We start from the raw sequence: 18,959 nt of genomic DNA, 5'->3' as shown, positions 1-18,959 counted from the left end.
GAAAACCGCTTCACACTTTTCCGGATCATGCTCTAGCAATCGACGATCAGGCCACCGACATTCCGCACTTGCGCATCAGCATCTTGGCAAAGCCGAACGGCTCGGGCGTGAACGGCCCCGGCGGCGCACGGGTAATCAGGGCGACGAAAAACAGCGCGGTCATCGCCAGCCAGAAGCACAGCCAGAAGCCGTCGATATAGGCGAGCACATTGGCCTCGCGCTGCACCAGCGCCGCCAGCGTTCCCATCGCGCGCGCCTGGGCCAGACCCACGCCATGGGCGGCGAATTGGTCGGCGAGTTGCTCGAGCATGCGCACGACGTTGACGTCGCCATTGGCGACGTGTTGCCCGATATAGTTGGAATGGATCTGCTCGCGGACCCGCAGCCAGGTGCCCATCAGCGCCACGCCGATCTCGGCGCCGCCAAGCCGCATGATCTGGATATAGGCGGCAAACGCCGTGGCGCGGCTCGGGTCGGAATTGGACAGCGCCATGATGATGATCGGCAATAGCGTCAGCGACTGCCCGATCGATTGCAGGATGACGACGCCGACAAAATCCTCCCGCGCCCAGTCATGGGTCAATTGCGTGCCCCAGAGATTTGCGGCCGCGAATGCCGAGAATCCCAGGACCACCACGGTACGCGGATCGAAATGCCTGAGCAGATAGATCGAGATCGGCACCAGCACGAACATCGGCAGCGCCCCGTAGGTCAAGAGCAAAACGCCGCTCTGCTCCGGCCGCATCAGCGCGATAGTGCCGAGGAAATTCGGCACCAGCGACGAATTGGACAGGCTGGTGAGGGTGTAGAGCAGGATGACGACCAGCGAGAGCCCGATGTTGCGCGAGAACAGCACATTCACATGCGCCCAGGGCTGCCGCACCATGGCCTCGTTGATCAGGAAGACGACGAACAGCGCAGCGCCGCCAAGCAGCAGCGCCATCACCGTGCCGGATCCGAGCCAGTCGAGCCGATTGCCCTGGTCAAGGCCGGCATAGATCATCGAGACCGACGTGCCGAGCAGGAGCATGCCGCCCCAATCCGCATCGCGAAGCAGGTTCTTGTTGACGGGTTCATTCGGCGTGCCGAGATAAACCATCAGGCCCATCAGAGGCGCGATGACCACGCCCTGCCAGTACAGCCATTGCCAACCGAGATGATCGACATAGAAACCGACCAGCGAGGTCGAGGTATCGAGCGCGAAGCCGACGCGGATCGCGTAGATCGATATCGCCGGAATCCACCAGCGGATCGGCAGATTCCGGAACACGATCATCAGCGTCGCCGGCACGAAAGTGCCAAGCAAGAGGCCATGCACGATGCTGAGCGCGATCAGCGTGGGGTAATGGTCGACGAATGGGATAGTCAGCGATACCCCGGCATAGACGAGGCTCGGGATGCCCAATACGCGGCGCAGGCCGAACACCGTGGCGAGCCAGGCGACCGCCGGCGCGATGAAGATCTGCGAACCGATTCCCGCGGTTGAAAGCCAGGCGCCCTCGTCGAAACCGAGCGAGAAGGCGCCGCGCAAATCCGGCAGGCCAACGGTGGTCAGCCGGCTGTCGAAATTGGCGAGGAACGAGCCGAGCAGCACCGCGACCACCGCAAACAGCGGCTGCCGCGCGATGCCGCCCTGCGAGATCGGTCCGCGGCCGGCATCGTCATTTGCCGCCATCGGCCCCCGCTTCGCTGGTGTTGATGCGGGTGACCACGGACATGCCGGGCAACAGGCGCGACAACAGCGGCTGGTCATCGTCGAAACGGATACGGACCGGAATACGCTGCACGACTTTGGTGAAATTGCCGGTGGCGTTATCCGGCGGCAATAGGGCGAATTGCGAGCCGCTGGCCGGCGCAATGCGCTCGACGCGGCCATGCAGTTTCTGGTTCGGGAAACTATCGACCGTAATCACGACGGGTTGGCCCGGCCTCACCCGCGTGAGCTGGGTCTCCTTGTAGTTGGCGATCACATAGACGTTTGGCAGCGGCACGACATTGATCAGGTTGGTGCCGATATTGACGTAGTCGCCCGGCTGCACCTGCCGCTCACCGACCACGCCGTCGAACGGCGCCACGATCGTGGTGTAGCCGAGCTTGAGTTTTGCGGCGGCCAGCTGCGCCTTGGCAGCATCGAGATCGGCGGCGCGCTGCTTCTTGGTGCCCTGCAGCACCTCGAGCTGATGACGCTGGGCGGCGATCACGGCGCGGCTTGCGCGCACATCGGCTTGCGCTTTTGCATAAGCCGCAGTCGCCTGCTCGAGCCGCTGCCGCGTGCCCGCGTCCGTCAGCGACAGTGATTGCTGGCGCTCCTGTTCCTGACGCGCCTCGACCTCCAACGCCGCCGCAGATACTTGCGCGGCCTCGGCCTGTGCGATGGTCGCGTACTGCAGCTCGACCTGGTTGTTCAGATTGTCGAGCGCGGCCTGCGCGGCGGCGACGCCGGCTTCGGCCTGCGCAACCTGCGCCTGGTAGTCGGCGGGATCGATCTGCACCAGGAGGTCGCCGGCCTTGACGTGCTGGAAATCCTTCACCGCCACCGTCAACACCTCGCCGGCGACGCGGCTGCTCAGCCGTGTCAGCTCGGCGCGGACATAGGCGTCGTTGGTGGTCTGGATCGTGGCGGCGCCGATCCATTCGTCCCAGCGCAGCGTCGCCAGTGCGATGAAAGCGAAAGCAGCGAGCACGGCGAAGACCGGAATGGCCAACCGGCCCAAGGTGCTCGACGGCGCAGCCGATGGCTTCGGCGGCGGAGCTGTGGGGGCCGGAGCCGGGGCCGGCGCAATCCTGTTCACCGGAGCTGGGGCGATTTGGTTCTGCTCACTCAAGGTAGATTCCCCAAGTCATCCTTCCCACGCAATTGCCGAGACAGCGGTCGGCCGAGGGCCGCCATCATTGCTCAGACCGTCTTTTCCGGCCACCGGCAAAGATCGTTGATCAGGCATACCTCGCAGCGCGGTTTCCGTGCGAGACAGGTGTAGCGGCCGTGCAGGATAAGCCAGTGATGTGCATGCAGCATGAACTCGGCCGGAATCACCTTCTCCAGTCCCCGCTCGACCTCGAGCGGCGTCTTGCCGGACGCAAGCCCGGTGCGATTGGCGACGCGGAACACATGGGTATCGACCGCCAGCGTATGTTCGCCATACGCCATGTTGAGCACAACATTGGCGGTCTTGCGGCCGGCACCGGGCAGCGACTCGATCTCGGCGCGGGTGCGCGGCACCTGGCCGCCGAAATCCGAGATCAGCTTCTCGGATAGCGCGATGACGTTCTTGGCCTTGGTCCGATAGAGGCCGATGGTCCTGATGTAGTCGCGCAACTTCTCCTCGCCGAGCGCGAGCATTTTCTGCGGCGTATCGGCGACGGCAAACAGCGCGCGCGTCGCCTTGTTGACGCCGGCATCGGTCGCTTGCGCCGAGAGCACGACGGCCACGAGCAGTGTATACGGGTTGAGATGCTCGAGCTCCCCCTTCGGCTCCGGATTGGCCTTGCGGAACCGCGCGAATGCTTCGCGCACTTCGGCCGGGGTCCAGGGCTTGGGCGCTTTGAGGGATTTCTTCGCCACGCGCGCGGGTGGCTTGGCCACCGGCCTCTTTGCCGATTTTTTCGACGCGGATCGAACGATGGGTTTCCTGGCGCGTTGAGCGCGGATGATTTTGGCCATGATCGGCATATACTGGTGAGCCATGACCGCAGGCAACGACTTTGACCCGGCGCTTGAACCAAAGCTGTTCTCGGCGCTGCTGACGCCACATCGCTCGCTCAGCCGCGGCGGCTTCATCGTGCTGATGAGCATCGTCAGCGCGGTCAGTTTTGCTGCCGGCATCGTGTTCTGGTGGATGGGCGCCTGGCCGGTGTTCGGCTTCTTCGGCCTCGACGTGCTCGTCATCTATTGGGCCTTCCGCGTCAATTTCCGCACAGCCCTGGCCTGCGAGGAAGTCACAGTGACGCCATCGGAATTGCGGGTGCGCCGGGTCAACCATCGTGGCCATGTCGCGGAATGGGTGCTCAATCCGCTCTGGGTGCAGTTCGAGCAGCAGGTCGACGCCGAGTTTGGCATCGAGCGGCTCTACCTGGTTTCCAGAGGACGCCGCGTCGACATCGGCAGCTTCCTGGGGCCGGACGAAAAAGCGAGCTTTGCCAAGGCCTTAATCGCCGCGCTGAATGCCGCCAAGCGCGGACCGACCTATAATCCGATTCACTGAAGGTTGTCGGAAAACGGGTGGTTGAACAGCCGCATGTGCCCTAAATCAGGCCCATGATGACACTTGCCATCCATGACCAGCATCTGGCCAAACCGGGTCTCGAGAGCGCCGCGCTGCGCGACTACGATTCGGTACGGCGCGCGATCGCCTTCATCTCGGAGCGCTGGCGCGCGCAACCGACCATCGAGGCGGTGGCGGATGCCGCCGGCGTGACGCCTGACGAGTTGCACCACCTGTTCCGGCGCTGGGCGGGGCTTACGCCAAAAGCGTTCATGCAAGCGCTCACCCTCGACCATGCCAAGAACCTGCTCCGCGATTCGGCCAGCGTGCTCGATGCCGCGCTCGATTCCGGGCTCTCGGGCCCGGGCCGGTTGCACGATCTCTTCGTCACCCATGAAGCAATGTCGCCGGGCGAATGGAAGAACGGCGGCGCCGGCATGACGCTGCACTACGGCTTCCATCCCTCGCCATTCGGAACCGCGATCGTGATTGGCACCAGCCGCGGCCTGGCCGGTCTCGCCTTCGCCGATCCCGGGGACGAAGCAACCGCCTTTGCCGACCTACGACGGCGCTGGCCGAACGCGACCTATGTAGAGGACACCGAAGGCACCGCTCCGATTGCACAGCGCGTCTTCGATCCGAAGCTGTGGCGGCCGGACCAGCCGCTGCGCGTGGTCCTGATCGGCACCGATTTCGAGGTGCGCGTATGGGAGACACTGCTCAAAATCCCAATGGGGCGCGCAGTTTCCTATTCCGACATCGCTTGCAGGATCAACAGCCCAAAAGCCTCGCGTGCCGTCGGCGCCGCGGTCGGCCGCAACCCCGTGTCGTTCGTAGTACCCTGCCATCGCGCGCTCGGCAAAAGCGGCGCGCTCACTGGCTATCATTGGGGCATCACCCGCAAGCAGGCGATGCTCGGCTGGGAAGCCGGGCAGCTAGGCTTGCAATAGCGAAGCGGTGATTTCCTGGTTCGTAGGATGTGCACGCTTCGCTTTGCCCGCTCTACAAGCCCTACTTATCCAGTCGCTTCCAGAACACCGCGGTGTCGCAGAGCCGGCCGTCGGGGAACAGCGCGTAGTTCGGGATGATCCCGCTCTCGGTCCAGCCTGCACGCTTGTACAGGCGATAGCCGTTTTCGCCCGGCACGGTGTCGAGCACGAGCAGCCAGCGGCCGCGCCTGATCGCTTCGACTTCGATCTGCGCCATCAGCGCTGCACCGATGCCGCGCCCGCGGGCGGAACGGTGTACCAGCATCTTCTTCAGATCGGCGCGGTGCGGCTGGTTGGGCGGCGTGTCGAGACCCAGCTGGACCGTGCCCCACCATCTTGCCATCGAGCTTTGCTGCGAGCAGCACGGTGTCGCCTGACGCGACCGAAGCTGCCACTTTTCGGAAGAACACAAGCCCGTCGGCTTGCGTAAACGGCGCCATGAAGCTGACGCTAGCGCCCCCTTCGATGCAATCGACCAAGACCAATGCCAATTGATCGAGTGTTGTGTCAGCGACGGGATCGGTAAGAACACAAATCTCGACGTCGCCGGTCACCGTGAACACCCTCGTCGAAAATTAAGCCGGAGAGTTCAGAATTTCATATTCTGCCAAACGCTTCTTGGCGGCGGAGACCACTGCTGGAACGAACTCACCTTCGTACTTCAGGATCAAAGCCTCCGCCGAAAGTTCTGCAGCCATGCCAAACTCCACAAGTTTGAGGAATCCGGTGGAAGGAGTTGGCTTCATCGCCAAATCTGCCAAAGTCTGCCTTACGCCTACCCTGTTCAACTTTTGGCGCGTTCGGTTTAGGCGTTTTGTGGTGCCGCTTTCCTCGGAGAGCGCTTCTTCCAGGGCTCTCATCACAATGGCGAATTCTGCCTCTAAAGGGTCGTCTATATTTCTTCCTTCGATCCGGCACAGCTGTCGAAAAGCGGCTTGGTAAATATCATTTCGGTTATGCCGCTTCGCATTTGCCATCCAATTGCGCAGCTTGTCCCTGTCCCATTCATTCGACAGGTCAGGTGCTGCAATGCCCATAACGTCACGCCGCCAGATCGAGTTTTGAGGCGACGGTGGAGTCGGCGTTGAGCCGATAGATGATCGGCGCACCGGTCGCGAGCTCGCGCTTCAGGATCTGCTCGGGCGACAGTTTCTCCAGCACCATGATCAGCGCGCGCAGCGAATTGCCGTGAGCGGCGACCAGCGTACGCTCGCCGCGCAGCACGCAGGGCAGGATCTCCTGCACGTAATAGGGCAGCGTGCGCGCCAGCGTGTCCTTCAGGCTTTCGCCGCCGGGCGGCGACACATCGTAGGAGCGGCGCCAGATATGGACTTGCTCCTCGCCCCACTTCTTGCGGGCGTCATCCTTGTTGAGACCGGAAAGATCGCCGTAGTCGCGTTCATTGAGCGCGAGGTCCTTGAGCGTCTTCAATCCGGTCTGACCGATTTCAGCAAGCGCCAGATCGAGCGTATGCTGCGCGCGCTTCAACACCGACGTAAAAGCGATGTCGAACGACAGTCCTTGCGCCCTCAACTTGCGGCCGGCCTCCTTCGCTTCGGCAATGCCCTGCTCGGTGAGACCGGGGTCTTTCCAACCGGTGAAGAGATTCTTCAGATTCCACTCACTCTGGCCGTGGCGCACCAGCACAAGAAGACGATCGCTCATTCCAAATTCCGTTCTTGTTTGAGCATGATCATTTCGGATCACCGATCCCACTTTTCCGGACCATGCGTTAGACGTCAGAGAGCCCCAGCACATCCATCATGGAGTATAGCCCGGGCTTCTTGCCGTGTGCCCACAGCGCCGCCTTGATTGCGCCATGCGCAAAGAGCATGCGGTCCTCGGCGTGGTGCGACAGTGTGATGCGCTCCTGCCGGCCGGCAAAGATGACGCTGTGATCGCCGGTCACGGTGCCGCCGCGCAGCGACGCAAAGCCGATATCGCCGCTCCGGCGCGCGCCGGTGTGGCCATCGCGGCCACGCACCGAGTGCTTGTCGAGCGCAATGCCACGGCCAGCAGCGGCGGCTTCGCCGAGCAGGAGGGCGGTGCCGGAGGGCGCGTCGACCTTGGCCTTGTGGTGCATCTCGACGATCTCGATATCGAAGGCATCATCGAGCGATTTCGCAACCTGCTTGACGAGGGCCGCCAGGAGATTGACGCCGAGACTCATATTGCCGGACTTCACCACGACGGCGCGGTTGGTGACGCTTCGGATCACCGCGTCATCGGACGCCGAGAGCCCGGTGGTGCCGATGACATGGACGAGGCCACGCTCGACCGCGATCGCGACATTGGCAATGGTCGCCGCCGGCGCGGTGAAATCCAGGATGCCGTCGGCATTGGCCGAAAGCGTCCAAAGGTCAGCCGACAATCTGACGCCGTTGGCCGGCAGGCCCGCAAGCACGCCGGCGTCCTCCCCGAGGAGCTCGGATCCGGGCGCTTCCAGCGCACCGGTCAGAACCGCGCCCGGCGTCTCCGAGATGGCGCGAGTCAAGGCGCGGCCCATCCGGCCGCCGGCCCCCGCAACGATCAAGCGCATATCGGCCATGACTCTTCCTCTCCACGCCCTATAGCGGGCGCGGGCCATTCCGGCAACCGAGTCGTCGTTCCGAGAGGCGCGCAAGAGCCGGGGAGCCGAGGGCGGTAGAAGGTCGTCCACCCTAGCCCTGAGGAAGACGGATCGCCCAAGCCGGCATCCCGCGTGGGTTATAGCGCTAGTTCCAACCGCTTTTCCAAGACGACCTTGCCGTCGCGTTCGACGGTATAGGTCGCCTTGTAGGTGCCATGGTCCCACCCGTTTGGCGGGCGCTTCTTGCCCGCGAACAACATGTACTGCGCCTTGTTGCTCTGAAGCGGCGCGGCTCGATTTTCGGCGAGGACTTGTCCCTGCGGGTCCTTGATCACGAGCCCTTGAACGTCCCCGGCCTTCAGCCCTATGGCACGGACAAAAGCAACGAGTGCCGGGGAATTGGCGGACAGCGACTGCTCGTCCGCGCGTGCCTCCTCAATCAGTTCCATGGTCGGGGGACCGCTCATGAATCCGGCGTTCAGGACGGCTCTGTCCTGATAGGCAAGCTGCGCACGGAACGCCGGCTGCCAGAGAGATTCGCCGCCGCCGCATGAACCGGGAGCGGCACCATAGGCGAAGGGGTCTACCATTGCGCCCCGGTACCTGACGGTGAAATGCAAATGAGGATATTCGGTCAGGCCGGAGAGACCGATGCGGCCGAGCCGCTGCCCGCGGGCAACGTCGTCGCCGGGCTTCACCGCCAGGCTGCCGTTCGCCATATGGCAGTACTGCGTTTCCCAGCCGCCGGGATGCTCGATGACGATGCCGTTGCCGCATTCAACGTCGCGTACGGCCTCACGGGCCGGCTTGCCGACAGCGTCGGGTACGCCGTCGCGCGCGCGAAGAACGCGGCCGCTTGCGGAAGCGAGCACGTCCACGCCGGACCTTTGTGCCGCGAGCGAGGGTACGCGAAAGTCCGTTCCGTTGTGTCTGTCGTAAGTGAGCGTGCCGCATTTGTAATCGCGGCTCGACTGCGAGGGGTCGTCATCAACATAGTTCTGGATATAGCAGGTCTGGCCGATCTCGCAGCCGACCGGCAGTCCCAGCTCGATGTTCTCCGCGCGAGCGGAGCAGGCAAAACCGATTGCGGCTGCAAGTGCTAAGACTGCCCGCACGAATCCCGGGCATATGGTGAACGGCCTGAATATCATTTGGCAGAAGCTTATCAGCTATCCAGCGCAGGGTCGTTTCCTTTCGGGCGAAATTCGGACAGAGCGTGGCCCACCGCCGTCTCACGCCTGCCCGCGCCGAAAGGAGATTGTGTGAGATGATAGAGCAAGAAGAACTCGGACTGTCGATTAATTCCTAATTTCAGCATGATGCGCTTGGTGTAAGTCCTGACAGTGGCTTCGGTCAGACGCAGGTCGGCACCGATGTCGCGCGGACATTGGAATTGAAGGATCCGTGCGATAATTCTCTCTTCGGCCCAGTTCAATCCGAATGCGGCCGCGATGCGCTGCGCACCGAGCACTTCGTCGAATTGCGGCACGATCACCAGGGCCTTCTGCGCATCGCGATGCGTCGGAAGGGCGCCGATCTTGGCAAAGGCAAACTGCTGACGCTCGGTCGACAGAGGCACCGTTCGGTCGAACGAGACCTGCCCGGCACGCGTCATCAACGCCTCTCGAACCGCGCGCCGCAAACTGTCGGTCACAGAACCGCTTGCGCCGACGAGCTTGCCACCCTGCATCTTGAGAAGCTCGCCCTTTGCCAATAGCGCGCGCCCGCCGCGATTGACGCCATGAATATTCAAGCCTTCGTCGGTGACGAGGGCAGGGAACGCGAGCTCTTCCAGCAAGACTTGAGCATCTACATCCGGGGTCAGCGATGGCCACGCGCTTGAATTGACGGTTTCCCAGAGCGTCCGAACCGCGCGCGCAAGGCAGGGAATTTCGGCTTGAACGAGCGCCGCCGATCGCCATCCCGCGACGAACACGACCGTCGTACGCTCACGAGAGGCGAACCGCCCAATCACCGAATGACTTTTCGATCCTGGCTCGGAGCCGATCAATTTGCGCACGAATGCCGTGCGCGCATTGATCGGCTCTAGAAGCGCGCAGTCCGCACCAGCACCTTTGCGTGCAATACGAGCCACTGTCATCGTGCACGACGGATCGATTATGGCATTCCCGATACGGACCTCTTCCAGTTGCGCCCCGGCCGAAGGAGACATGATTGCGACATAGCAGCTGCCGCAATTAAGAAGTTCCGCGACCGCCTTGCCGAAATGTTCCATGATCCTGCGGTGTGGACTTGGCCCATGCAGTTCGAGATCCTGGGCATCAAGAGGCGGGGATTCGGCGTGATCTAAATGTCCTGTCTGTGCGAAAAGTGGTGCTTTGCTGATCTCATGCACGGGCGGCTCCCGCTATAGGTTCAGCCGGCACTGCGCCAGCAACTAATTTTCCCTAAACGCGCGGCTAATACGCAGCGCCATTGGCTGCAGTAGGTACTCCGCGAAGGTTCTTTCTCCTGTCTCGACAAATACTTCGACGGGCATTCCGGGCAGCAAGGACGAGAGATAGGGGGCCGTCGGCGCATCGGCATCGAGCTCAACCTCGGCCATATACGTGTTGACGCCCGTCTTGGGGTCCGTCAGGGCATCCGCAGCAACCGCAATGACCTTGCCATCGAGCATCGGTCTGCGACGCATATTGAGGGCATGAACCCTCACCCGCGCCATCTGGCCGATATATACCTCTTCCCGGTCCGTTGGCTTCAATGTTGCCTCTATGACAAGGCGGTCTTCAGTTGGGACAATTTCCAAAAGTGTTTCGCGAGGTGCAAGTACGGCATTGAGGTCTCTCGTGTTGAGACCGACGATCCTTCCGCTTTCCGGGGCACGCAATTCGGACCGCTTAAGCTGATCGCGCAACGCGGCGATTCGATGTCGAAGATCGCCGATCTCCTCGCTGGTGGCATGTAGCTGCTTGGCGACGTCCTGATCCTGATTGAACCCGAGTTGGCGCCGCTTATCCTCCAGCTCCGCAATCTTTCCCTGCTTTTCCGCGATCGAGGCCTGATTGCGCGCGATCTGGGCCGCAGTGTCGGCTTCGGACCGCTTCAGGGCCAGCAGACGTGGCTTTCGCGCAAGGCCCTTTGCCAAAAGATAGCTTGTATCCGCGATCTCCTCCTGCAGCAGCGAAAGTTGCTGCTCGAGTCCTTTGGTGTTGCTTTGCAAGCCCTGGATGGAATCTGTCGATTGCGCGATCTGCTGCTCGATCACCTTGCGCTCGTTCTCGATCGCGGCCAGTCGCGCTGCAAATTCGCCGGCCTGGGTTTGCATGGCAATGCGCGCGGCTGGATGGCTTGCGTTCTTTTGCAGTTCATCCGGAAACTGGACTACGGCCGCGCCAGCTTGCTCGGCCGTCAACCGCGCCTCCATCGCCAGATCGGCGAAGAATTTTGTCTCCAGCGAGCCGAGCGTTGCCTCGATCTGCGCGGTCTCGAGCCGGGCAATGAGTTGACCGGCTTCGACACGGTCATTCTCCCTGACGTAAATGGAATGGATGATCCCGCCCTCGAGATGCTGCACGGCTTTGCGTTTCGAATGAACCTTGATGAATCCGGGCGCTACCACGGCGCTGCGGAGCGGGACGGTGGTCGCCCATACGCCGAAGCCGCAGAACTGGATGACAAGCAGCACACATCCCAGTCCTATGATCCACCGGATACCGGACCGCGGCCGTTCTCTCGCGATCGGCGGCTGGGCGCTGCCTGCCGTAGGCCAAATGGCTCCGGCCGTATGCCCGTCCTGGGTCATCGCGCATTCCCCCTTACTGGGAGCTTCTGGGGTGCGGCCTCGCGCCGGATTACGCGCGCCTCCGGAGGCGCCGTCGCTGTCGGCACGCGAAGAACATCGAACGGTGCGCCGAAGGCGAGTTGTTTGCCGTCCCTCAACAGCAGTACTGCGTCTGCGATGGTGAGCAGGCGAGGCCGGTGCGTGACGATCACCAACGACGCGCCGCGCGCTTTCGCCAATTCGATTGCGGAACACAGCGCCTGCTCGCCGTCCGGATCGAGGTTCGCATTTGGCTCGTCGAGCAGGATCAGCTTGCGATTGCCGAAGAATGCACGCGCCAATCCGATGCGCTGGCGCTGGCCTCCGGAAAGCTTGTTACCGTCGCGGCCGATCTCGGTCTGGTAGCCGGCGGGGAGAGACAGGATCATGTCATGGGCTTGCGCGAGCAGGGCCGCGGCGACGATATCCTGATCGCGCGCATGCTCGTCGAATCCGGCGATCGCCTCGGCCACGGTGCCGCCCAGAAGCTGCACGTCCTGCGGGAGATAGCCGACATATTGCCCGAGTTGATCGGGCTCCCAGTTGGAAAGGGCGGCGTGATCCAATCGGATCGTGCCGCCGCTCGGTCGCTCCAAGCCCGCCATCAGGCGCAGCAGTGTCGATTTCCCGGCGCCCGTCGGTCCGATGACGGCGACCATCGCGGAAGGGCGACACTCGAATGTCACGCCTGCCAGGATCGCGCGATCGCTCGCGCCGGTCCGGAATGTCACCCGGTCGACCTTGATCCTTCCGGATGGCGAGGGAAGCAGCGTCTTTTTCTTTCGCGTGAGAACCGGAACCGCTGCCGCCTGGACCTGCTTCCATGCCTCGTGGGCGGATGTCAGCGCACGCCATGCCGAGATCAAGCCTTCCATCGGCTGCAGCGTCCGGGCGATCAGGATCGAACTCGCGATCAAGCTGCCGGAGAGCACCTCGTTCTGAAGCACGAGCCAGGCACCCGCGCCGATCGCGGTAACCTGCAAGATGGTTCTCACCATCCGTGCGATTGCGGCAATGGTAAAGACGCGCTCGCTGGCGCGGACCACCGGCGACAATGCTTCGTCGTTCAGATCCATGAACTGGCGGATCGCGCCGCGGGTCCATCCCATCGCCCGCACCAGGTCGGAATGCCGGACGATTCCGTCGAGAGCCGCCTGCGTCGTGAGTGCCGCTTGCGTCGCCTGCCCGATTTCCATCCGCGCAATCCGGTGGCTTACGGCGCCCAGCACCAACAGGATCGCGGTTCCGATCAAGGCTATCACGCCGTACCAAGGATGCAGAAAGAAGAGAATGAGGACGAAGCCCGGGAGGAACGGCGCGTCGATCAAGGATCCGACCGGTCCGCCTGACAGGAAACTCCGGAGCTCGCGGACCTTTACGAGAGGGTTGGTCCTGCCGTCGTTCTGCCCGGCGCCGCCCATAATCGTGCTTTCAAGGACGATCGGGGCGAGATGGTGTTCGAATTGAATGGCAAAGCGACTGAGCAGGCGGTTGCGCAGGGTCTCGAATGCGGCACTGAAGATGAGTGCGGTTGCGGCAATGAGGCTGAGGCCAACCAGGGTCTCGACGCTGCCGCTGCTCAGCACCCGGTCGAATACCTCGATCGAGTAAAAGGGTACGACCAGCAGCAGCATATTGATCGACACGCTGAAGGCGACGATCCACACAAAAGTAGTCCGTCCCGGAATCGATCCGAGCAAAGACCGTTGGCCAGACGCTGGAATCTCACGATGGCAGCGCGAATGCATGACCGGCCGAATATCACTAAGAACTGAGTACTTCAGAATACGGCAGCGGGGCGGCTGGCCGCCCCGCTGAAGTTAGCGTCATACCACTGTGATAGCGTCGTATCCCGCGGCAGCGTTGATGTCGTCGATCGATTCGAACGCCGTTGCTCCACCTGAGATACCATCGAGCTGGATGGTACCGAAGCCGAAGTCGAGCACGGTGTTGGTTCCGTCGTCATCGACAACAATGGTGGTCGGATCGAAGTCGTCGGCCGCGTCGACATTGACGACATCCTCTTCGGCGAAGCTCAAATCGGTGATTTCATCGTTGCCGAAGTCGGCACCCGTGCCGTCACCGAAGTTGTGCATATCAGTGCCTGCACCGCCCGTCAGGACATCATCGCCCTCGCCCCCGTCGAGAGTGTCGGCACCGTTTCCGCCGTCGAGCTCATCATCGCCTGCAGAGCCGCTCAGCGTATCGCCGCCCGCGCCGCCGGCCAGCGCATCGGCTCCGTCGCCGCCATCCATGATGTCGGCTCCGTTGCCGCCATCGACCGTGTCGTCGCCGGCTTCGCCATTGAGCGTGTCGGCGCCGTCCCCGCCGCTGAGTTCGTCATCACCGTCGCCGCCGCTGACGGTGTCGATACCAGCACCTCCGGCCAGGACATCATCGCCGGTGCCGCCGGACACTGTATCGTCGCCGGCACCGCCATCCGCGGTGTCGTCCCCGGCACCGCCGTCCAGGGTATCGTTGCCGTCGTCGCCGTTCAGCGTATCATTGCCGGCACCGCCGTTGAGCTCGTCGTCATCGGCGCCGCCATTCAGCGTATCGTCACCCGCACCGCCGTTGAGCGTATCGGTTCCGGCATCGCCGTTCAGGGTGTCATTGCCGAGGCCGCCATTGAGCAGGTCCATGCCGTCGCCGCCATTCAGCGTGTCGTCGCCGACTCCGCCATTCAGCGTATCGTCGCCAGCGTCGCCCGAAAGCGTGTCGAGGCCCGCGCCGCCATTGATCGTGTCATCGCCGTCACCGCCGACGATGGTGTCGTCGCCGGCATCACCAAAGAGCGTATCGTTGTCCGCTCCGCCGTCGATATTGTCGTTGCCCGCGTTGCCGTGGATCGTGTCAGCGCCGGCGTCTCCGGAGAGAGTATCTACTCCCGCGCCGCCATTGATCGTGTCATCGCCATCGCCACCCACGATCGTGTCGGCTCCGGCATTACCGTTGAGCGTATCGTTGTCAGCGCCGCCGTCGATGTTGTCGTCGCCTGGGCCGCCGCTTACGGTGTCGTCCCCCTCCAATCCGGTTATGGTGTCGTTGCCGGCCAGACCGTTGATCTCATCGGGATCCGGCGTGCCGGGTAGTACATCGTCGCCTGCTGTTCCGTTGATGAGTGCCATGATTTCCGCTCCCTACAGATGGACGTTTGCGGGTCGACTTCCGAACCGCAAAAAACGTCTCGATTGCTGAGCCGGCTTACTTCACTGTCCATCACCGATTGATGTGGACGTCGACGGATGCAACCTTGAATGAAAGTGGGGCAGCGTCGCAATCCCCATTTGGATACAAAAGAATCGCAGGGTGCATATGGACGCGTCGCGCATCATGACGCGCCAATTCGTCCCGCTTGTTCCAGGATGATCAAGATGAGGATTGTGGTTACGCGTAAGCGGATAATCGCGTGAAATCCGCTAGCCGACACTAGAGCATGATCCCGGAAGAGTGGAGACCGGTTTCCGAAAAGATCATGCTCGAACAAAGAGCTGGAGCGGGATGACGATTCGAAGAAAAGTCATCCCGCTCCAGCGGCGGCTCACCATGCGATCACGTCAATGACATTCCTGTAACAATGCGCGAATGCGTCCGCTCGGGAAGAACACTCGCTCAGGATTGCGGCGCGTCGTAGCCTTCGATGATGATGAGCTCGGCGATCGAATGCGGCTGCCGAACCTTGATGTTGGCTTGGTATTCCGGCGAGCGATAGCAAGCCAGCGCGGTTTCGTAGTCGGGAAACTCGATCACGACATTGCGGGAGCGGCACTCGCCCTCGACTGCGGTGAACCTGCCGCCGCGCACCACGAACTTGCCGCCGAATTTCTGGAAGATCGCCGGGTTGGCCGCCATGTAGGGCTTGTAAGCCTCCTCGTTGTGAACGTCGACGCGTCCGATCCAGTATCCCTTGGCCATCTCTTCTTCTCCTTTGTTAATTATCCGATCGCCTGCGCGATCTCAGCCTGGATGGCCTCTGCGGCGACTTTGGGGTCAGCGCCCTCCAGGATCGGCCGGCCCACCACCAGATAGTCCGCCCCGGCGGCGATCGCACGCGCCGGCGTCATGATGCGCTTCTGGTCGCCGCTCGCGGAACCGGCTGGGCGAATGCCGGGCGTGACCAGCTTCATCTGGTGTCCGATGATCTTGCGCAAGGAGGCTGCCTCCTCCGGCGAACTCACGAGCCCGTCGACGCCGAGCACCTGCGCCTGCTGCGCGCGCGCCTCGACGAGATCGGCAACGTTGAAGCGATAGCCTGCGGCGTGGAGATCGTCGTCGTCATAGGAGGTCAGCACCGTGACCGCGAGAATCTTGAGGTTCGATCCGGCCCGCGCTTCCACTGCAGCCTTCATGGTCTGCGGGTAGGCGTGCACGGTGAGGAAGGTCGCGCCAAGCGTCGCGATGCTCTCAACACCGCGCGCGACCGTGTTGCCGATGTCATGCAGCTTGAGATCGATGAACACCTTTTTGCCGGCCGTTGCGAGTGCGCGCGCCAGCGGCAGGCCGCCGGCATAAGCGAGCTGATAGCCGATCTTGTAGAAGTGCACGCTGTCGCCGAGTTTGTCGATCATCGCTTCTGCCACGGCGACGTTGGGCAAATCGAGTGCGACGATCAAGCGGTCCTGCTGCGCGATATCGCCTGGCTGCATGTCACCTCACATCATCCGTTGAGAAAGGTCGATCAATTGCCGCACCATGGCCTGCATCGCCTCGATATCGGCAGGATGCTTCAGGTGATCCATATCGTCATAGGCATGTTCGGCAAATGACAGCGCGAGCTGGTTCGGGATCACGGTGGCCTGGCAGGCCGACAGGATGAGGCGCAGCGCCGCCAGCGCGCGGCTGCCGCCGAGCCGACCGCCGGAGGCGGCAGCGATGGCGAAGACACGATCGCGAAACACCTGGCCGCGAAGCTCATGGGGATCCTGCACCCGGCTCACCCAGTCGATGGTGTTCTTGACCAGCGGCGGCACCGAGGAATTGTATTCCGGCGTCACGATCAGGACGCCATGATGCGCGCCGATCATGCGCTTGAGGTTGACTGCGTTCTTCGGCACGCCGGATTTCGCCTGCAGGTCGCCGTCATAGATCGGCAAAGGAAAGTCGGCCAGCGAGATGCGGCTGACCTCGGCGCCGGCCTGTGCGATCTCATGCGCGGCAACGGCTGCGAGCTTCGCGTTCAGCGAGCCTGATCGCAGCGACCCCGGGATCACAAGTATTTTCAGCGCAGACATTATTTTTGAATCGCGTTCGGCCAATCGCCGCGCGATGCGCGGGCGCGGTCAGCCCTTGCGATACACCCAGACCCGAGCTGGCGGAAGGTTCATCCAGATCCGCTCGGAAGCTTCTGTGGACACGCCCGGCAGCGATTTCGGAATCGGCGGGACCACCGAATAGGTGAATTGGACGAAGGGAGCACCCGGCGCAAGCGCGACGAAGGCGTCGCGGATCAGCCTCAGGCGGGTGATCATCGGTTTCGTGACCAGCGGCAGACCGGAAACCATCGCCGCGGCCGGCGCAGTCAACACGTCCCAGAGCGAGTCCCGAAGCTTGTAGGCGTCACCCTGCACCACCTTGGCCTGCGGGTAGCGCTCGCGCAGCAGTGCGCAGAAGCCGGGATTGTATTCAACCAGCACGAGACGCTTCTGATCTACGCCATGCTCGATCAGCGCGCTGGTGATCGCACCGGTTCCGGGGCCAAGTTCGACGACGGGACCTTCCGATCGGACATCGACATATTGCGCCATCGTACGCGCCAACAATCGGCCCGATGGCATCACCGCGCCTACATGCAGCGGCTTTTCGATCCATGACCGGAGGAAGCGGACCTCGTCGTCAAGACGGGGCTTCTTCAGCGGACGCACGGACGATTGCAGGGGCATGTCGCTACCAGGCGGGACCGCGCGAGCGGCTGTCAGAAAACGGTCATAAAGAGGTATAGGTCGAAACTGTCATGGTCAAGCAGATCGGCCGCGTGTTTGTTCCGCCAAACCGCAACCCGGTTTGGCGATAAGGCCATGCATCAATTTCGATTTCAGCGCTGTCGCGCACACCGCCGGGGCCGCCTTTGCCGTCACGCTCGATCATGATCCGATTAGACGAAATCGGATCGCGATCTCGTCTCTTTGTTTGAGCATGATCTTTCTGCAGACGATTCGCACTTGTCGCGAGGGAAAACCGGTTCCCACTTTTCCGGATCATGCGCTAGGTACCCGTCCGAGTGCCGAAGAAGTCCTTGACCTTGGAGAAGAAACCCACTGCCTCTGGTTGCGTCGCGCCAGAGGAGAGCTTTTCGAACTCCATCAGCAATTCCTGTTGCTTCTTGGTCAGATTCTGGGGCGTTTCGACCACGACCTGAACATACATGTCGCCGGTCTGGCGCGACCGCAGCACCGGCATGCCCTTTGATGCAATGCGGAATCGGCGGCCCGATTGCGTCCCCCCCGGTACCTTCACCTTGGTCTTGCCCTTGTCGATGGTCGGCACCTCGAACTCGCCACCCAGCGCCGCGGTGACCATCGAGATCGGCACGCGGCAGTGCAGGTCGGCGCCATCGCGCTGGAAGAACGGGTGCTGGGTCAGCGACAGGAAGATATAGAGGTCGCCGGGCGGGCCGCTGCGGACGCCGGCTTCACCCTCGCCCGCAAGTCGGATGCGGGTGCCGTCCTCGACGCCTTGCGGAATATTGACCGACAGCGTCCGGTCGCGCGTCACCCGGCCCGAGCCGGAGCAGGACGGACAGGCGTCTTCGATCATCTGGCCGCGGCCCTGGCAGCCGGGGCAGGTGCGCTCCAGGGTGAAGAAGCCCTGCGCCTGGCGGATGCGGCCGGCACCACCGCACATCGAGCAGGTCTTCGGCTTGGTGCCGGCCTTGGCGCCGGTGCCAGAGCACGATTCGCAGGTGACGGAGACGGGAATTTCGATCTGCGCGGTCTTGCCGAAATACGCCTCCTCGAGCGTGATCTCCATGTTGTAGCGAAGATCGGCGCCGCGTTCGCGGCCGCCGCTACGACGCTGCCCGGCCATGCCGAACAGGTCTTCGAAAATATCGGAGAAGGAAGAGGCAAAGCCGGCGCCGAAGCCCGGACCGGCGCCACCGCCCATGCCCTGCTCGAAGGCCGCATGGCCATAGCGGTCATAGGCGGCGCGCTTGTCGTTGTCCTTCAGGACCTCGTAGGCTTCGTTGATTTCCTTGAACTTCACCTCGCTCGTGGCATCGCCGGGATTGCGGTCCGGGTGCCATTTCATCGCGAGCTTGCGGAAAGCCGCTTTCAGCTTGGTTTCGTCCGCGTTCCGATCGACCTCGAGGGTCTCGTAATAGCAGCGCTTGGTGGACATCAGTTAAACCCGCCCGAATTCATCCTCTCGCTGAACCATATGTTCGGCAAGACGCAGTGTTCGGCTTAACGAAAAATGACCCC

General features: G+C 62.5%; 19 protein-coding genes and 1 pseudogene. 2 read left to right on the top strand and 18 right to left on the bottom strand.

What is annotated here, in order from left to right:
- Positions 1–46 precede the first annotated feature (46 nt).
- From J6497_RS09760 to nth, 3 genes are all read right to left on the bottom strand, one after another.
- The gene (locus J6497_RS09760) at positions 47–1,675 is read right to left on the bottom strand and encodes an MFS transporter (protein ID WP_225704050.1); all 1,629 of its coding nucleotides are present in this window, start codon (positions 1,673–1,675) and stop codon (positions 47–49) included.
- Entirely contained in the window at positions 1,662–2,825 is a 1,164-nt protein-coding gene (locus tag J6497_RS09755) for an HlyD family secretion protein (RefSeq protein ID WP_225704049.1), read from the bottom strand. Before J6497_RS09755 ends, J6497_RS09760 begins: the two co-directional genes overlap by 14 nt.
- Before the next feature lie 71 nt (positions 2,826–2,896).
- Complete coding sequence (nth, locus tag J6497_RS09750) at positions 2,897–3,661, bottom strand: endonuclease III (RefSeq protein ID WP_225704048.1); 765 nt, start codon at positions 3,659–3,661, stop codon at positions 2,897–2,899.
- A gap of 22 nt (positions 3,662–3,683) precedes the next feature.
- Here nth and J6497_RS09745 point away from each other — a divergent pair, with 22 nt between their 5' ends.
- Both J6497_RS09745 and J6497_RS09740 read left to right on the top strand, forming a co-directional pair.
- Positions 3,684–4,202, top strand: coding sequence for a DUF2244 domain-containing protein (locus J6497_RS09745; protein ID WP_225704047.1), 519 nt, complete (start codon positions 3,684–3,686; stop codon positions 4,200–4,202).
- Between the two features lie 53 nt (positions 4,203–4,255).
- Positions 4,256–5,152 carry a methylated-DNA--[protein]-cysteine S-methyltransferase gene (locus tag J6497_RS09740; RefSeq protein WP_225704046.1) on the top strand — a complete coding sequence of 299 codons (897 nt, stop codon included), beginning with the start codon at positions 4,256–4,258 and terminating at the stop codon, positions 5,150–5,152.
- A 61-nt stretch (positions 5,153–5,213) separates the two neighbouring features.
- Here J6497_RS09740 and J6497_RS09735 read toward each other — a convergent pair.
- The 15 genes and pseudogenes from J6497_RS09735 to dnaJ all read right to left on the bottom strand — a co-directional run bounded on the left by J6497_RS09735 (position 5,214) and on the right by dnaJ (position 18,876).
- Positions 5,214–5,745, bottom strand: a pseudogene (locus J6497_RS09735) (GNAT family N-acetyltransferase).
- Between the two features lie 21 nt (positions 5,746–5,766).
- Positions 5,767–6,228: a hypothetical protein gene (locus tag J6497_RS09730; protein ID WP_225704045.1), complete on the bottom strand. Its 462-nt coding sequence runs from the start codon at positions 6,226–6,228 to the stop codon at positions 5,767–5,769.
- A gap of 4 nt (positions 6,229–6,232) precedes the next feature.
- Positions 6,233–6,856, bottom strand: a complete 624-nt coding sequence (locus J6497_RS09725; RefSeq protein WP_225704044.1) for a 2,3-bisphosphoglycerate-dependent phosphoglycerate mutase — start codon at positions 6,854–6,856, stop codon at positions 6,233–6,235.
- A 67-nt stretch (positions 6,857–6,923) separates the two neighbouring features.
- Positions 6,924–7,739, bottom strand: coding sequence for a 4-hydroxy-tetrahydrodipicolinate reductase (dapB, locus tag J6497_RS09720; RefSeq protein ID WP_225704043.1), 816 nt, complete (start codon positions 7,737–7,739; stop codon positions 6,924–6,926).
- Positions 7,740–7,897: 158 nt separating this feature from the next.
- Entirely contained in the window at positions 7,898–8,875 is a 978-nt protein-coding gene (locus J6497_RS09715; protein ID WP_225704042.1) for a M23 family metallopeptidase, read from the bottom strand.
- 50 nt (positions 8,876–8,925) lie between these two features.
- Entirely contained in the window at positions 8,926–10,116 is a 1,191-nt protein-coding gene (locus J6497_RS09710) for a helix-turn-helix transcriptional regulator (protein WP_225704041.1), read from the bottom strand.
- 42 nt (positions 10,117–10,158) lie between these two features.
- Complete coding sequence (locus tag J6497_RS09705) at positions 10,159–11,406, bottom strand: HlyD family type I secretion periplasmic adaptor subunit (RefSeq protein WP_312010256.1); 1,248 nt, start codon at positions 11,404–11,406, stop codon at positions 10,159–10,161.
- A 113-nt stretch (positions 11,407–11,519) separates the two neighbouring features.
- Positions 11,520–13,208, bottom strand: a complete 1,689-nt coding sequence (locus J6497_RS09700; RefSeq protein WP_312010255.1) for a type I secretion system permease/ATPase — start codon at positions 13,206–13,208, stop codon at positions 11,520–11,522.
- A 159-nt stretch (positions 13,209–13,367) separates the two neighbouring features.
- Complete coding sequence (locus J6497_RS09695) at positions 13,368–14,669, bottom strand: calcium-binding protein (protein WP_225704038.1); 1,302 nt, start codon at positions 14,667–14,669, stop codon at positions 13,368–13,370.
- Positions 14,670–15,153: 484 nt separating this feature from the next.
- The gene (locus J6497_RS09690; protein WP_225704037.1) at positions 15,154–15,456 is read right to left on the bottom strand and encodes a DUF1330 domain-containing protein; all 303 of its coding nucleotides are present in this window, start codon (positions 15,454–15,456) and stop codon (positions 15,154–15,156) included.
- A gap of 20 nt (positions 15,457–15,476) precedes the next feature.
- Positions 15,477–16,187 (bottom strand): orotidine-5'-phosphate decarboxylase, encoded by a 711-nt coding sequence (pyrF, locus tag J6497_RS09685; protein WP_225704036.1) that lies wholly within the window; start codon positions 16,185–16,187, stop codon positions 15,477–15,479.
- A gap of 6 nt (positions 16,188–16,193) precedes the next feature.
- Positions 16,194–16,772 (bottom strand): NADPH-dependent FMN reductase, encoded by a 579-nt coding sequence (locus J6497_RS09680; RefSeq protein ID WP_225704035.1) that lies wholly within the window; start codon positions 16,770–16,772, stop codon positions 16,194–16,196.
- Between the two features lie 48 nt (positions 16,773–16,820).
- A complete protein-coding gene (locus J6497_RS09675; protein ID WP_225704034.1) occupies positions 16,821–17,420 on the bottom strand; it encodes a class I SAM-dependent methyltransferase in 600 nt (199 codons plus the stop codon).
- Positions 17,421–17,463: 43 nt separating this feature from the next.
- On the bottom strand, positions 17,464–17,625 hold the full coding sequence (locus tag J6497_RS09670) for a hypothetical protein (protein ID WP_225704033.1): 162 nt from the start codon (positions 17,623–17,625) through the stop codon (positions 17,464–17,466).
- Between the two features lie 117 nt (positions 17,626–17,742).
- Positions 17,743–18,876 carry a molecular chaperone DnaJ gene (gene dnaJ / locus J6497_RS09665; RefSeq protein WP_225704032.1) on the bottom strand — a complete coding sequence of 378 codons (1,134 nt, stop codon included), beginning with the start codon at positions 18,874–18,876 and terminating at the stop codon, positions 17,743–17,745.
- Between the last annotated feature and the right edge of the window lie 83 nt (positions 18,877–18,959).

Origin of the sequence: Bradyrhizobium cenepequi, from assembly GCF_020329485.1 — a bacterium.
In the GTDB taxonomy this organism is placed as follows: domain Bacteria; phylum Pseudomonadota; class Alphaproteobacteria; order Rhizobiales; family Xanthobacteraceae; genus Bradyrhizobium; species Bradyrhizobium cenepequi.
The sequence above is the reverse complement of the archived record's forward strand: the minus strand, read 5'-3'. Positions and strand labels throughout refer to the sequence as shown.

What these genes read in the sequence shown, in the direction of transcription:
- J6497_RS09730 (WP_225704045.1), bottom strand. Translation starts at nt 6,228, where the DNA reads ATGGGCATTGCAGCACCTGACCTGTCGAATGAATGGGACAGGGACAAG.
- J6497_RS09725 (WP_225704044.1), bottom strand. Translation starts at nt 6,856, where the DNA reads ATGAGCGATCGTCTTCTTGTGCTGGTGCGCCACGGCCAGAGTGAGTGG.
- J6497_RS09745 (WP_225704047.1), top strand. Translation starts at nt 3,684, where the DNA reads ATGACCGCAGGCAACGACTTTGACCCGGCGCTTGAACCAAAGCTGTTC.
- J6497_RS09695 (WP_225704038.1), bottom strand. Translation starts at nt 14,669, where the DNA reads ATGGCACTCATCAACGGAACAGCAGGCGACGATGTACTACCCGGCACG.
- J6497_RS09690 (WP_225704037.1), bottom strand. Translation starts at nt 15,456, where the DNA reads ATGGCCAAGGGATACTGGATCGGACGCGTCGACGTTCACAACGAGGAG.
- J6497_RS09740 (WP_225704046.1), top strand. Translation starts at nt 4,256, where the DNA reads ATGATGACACTTGCCATCCATGACCAGCATCTGGCCAAACCGGGTCTC.
- J6497_RS09760 (WP_225704050.1), bottom strand. Translation starts at nt 1,675, where the DNA reads ATGGCGGCAAATGACGATGCCGGCCGCGGACCGATCTCGCAGGGCGGC.
- J6497_RS09675 (WP_225704034.1), bottom strand. Translation starts at nt 17,420, where the DNA reads ATGCCCCTGCAATCGTCCGTGCGTCCGCTGAAGAAGCCCCGTCTTGAC.
- J6497_RS09670 (WP_225704033.1), bottom strand. Translation starts at nt 17,625, where the DNA reads ATGATCGAGCGTGACGGCAAAGGCGGCCCCGGCGGTGTGCGCGACAGC.
- J6497_RS09680 (WP_225704035.1), bottom strand. Translation starts at nt 16,772, where the DNA reads ATGTCTGCGCTGAAAATACTTGTGATCCCGGGGTCGCTGCGATCAGGC.
- pyrF (WP_225704036.1), bottom strand. Translation starts at nt 16,187, where the DNA reads ATGCAGCCAGGCGATATCGCGCAGCAGGACCGCTTGATCGTCGCACTC.
- nth (WP_225704048.1), bottom strand. Translation starts at nt 3,661, where the DNA reads ATGGCCAAAATCATCCGCGCTCAACGCGCCAGGAAACCCATCGTTCGA.
- dnaJ (WP_225704032.1), bottom strand. Translation starts at nt 18,876, where the DNA reads ATGTCCACCAAGCGCTGCTATTACGAGACCCTCGAGGTCGATCGGAAC.
- dapB (WP_225704043.1), bottom strand. Translation starts at nt 7,739, where the DNA reads ATGGCCGATATGCGCTTGATCGTTGCGGGGGCCGGCGGCCGGATGGGC.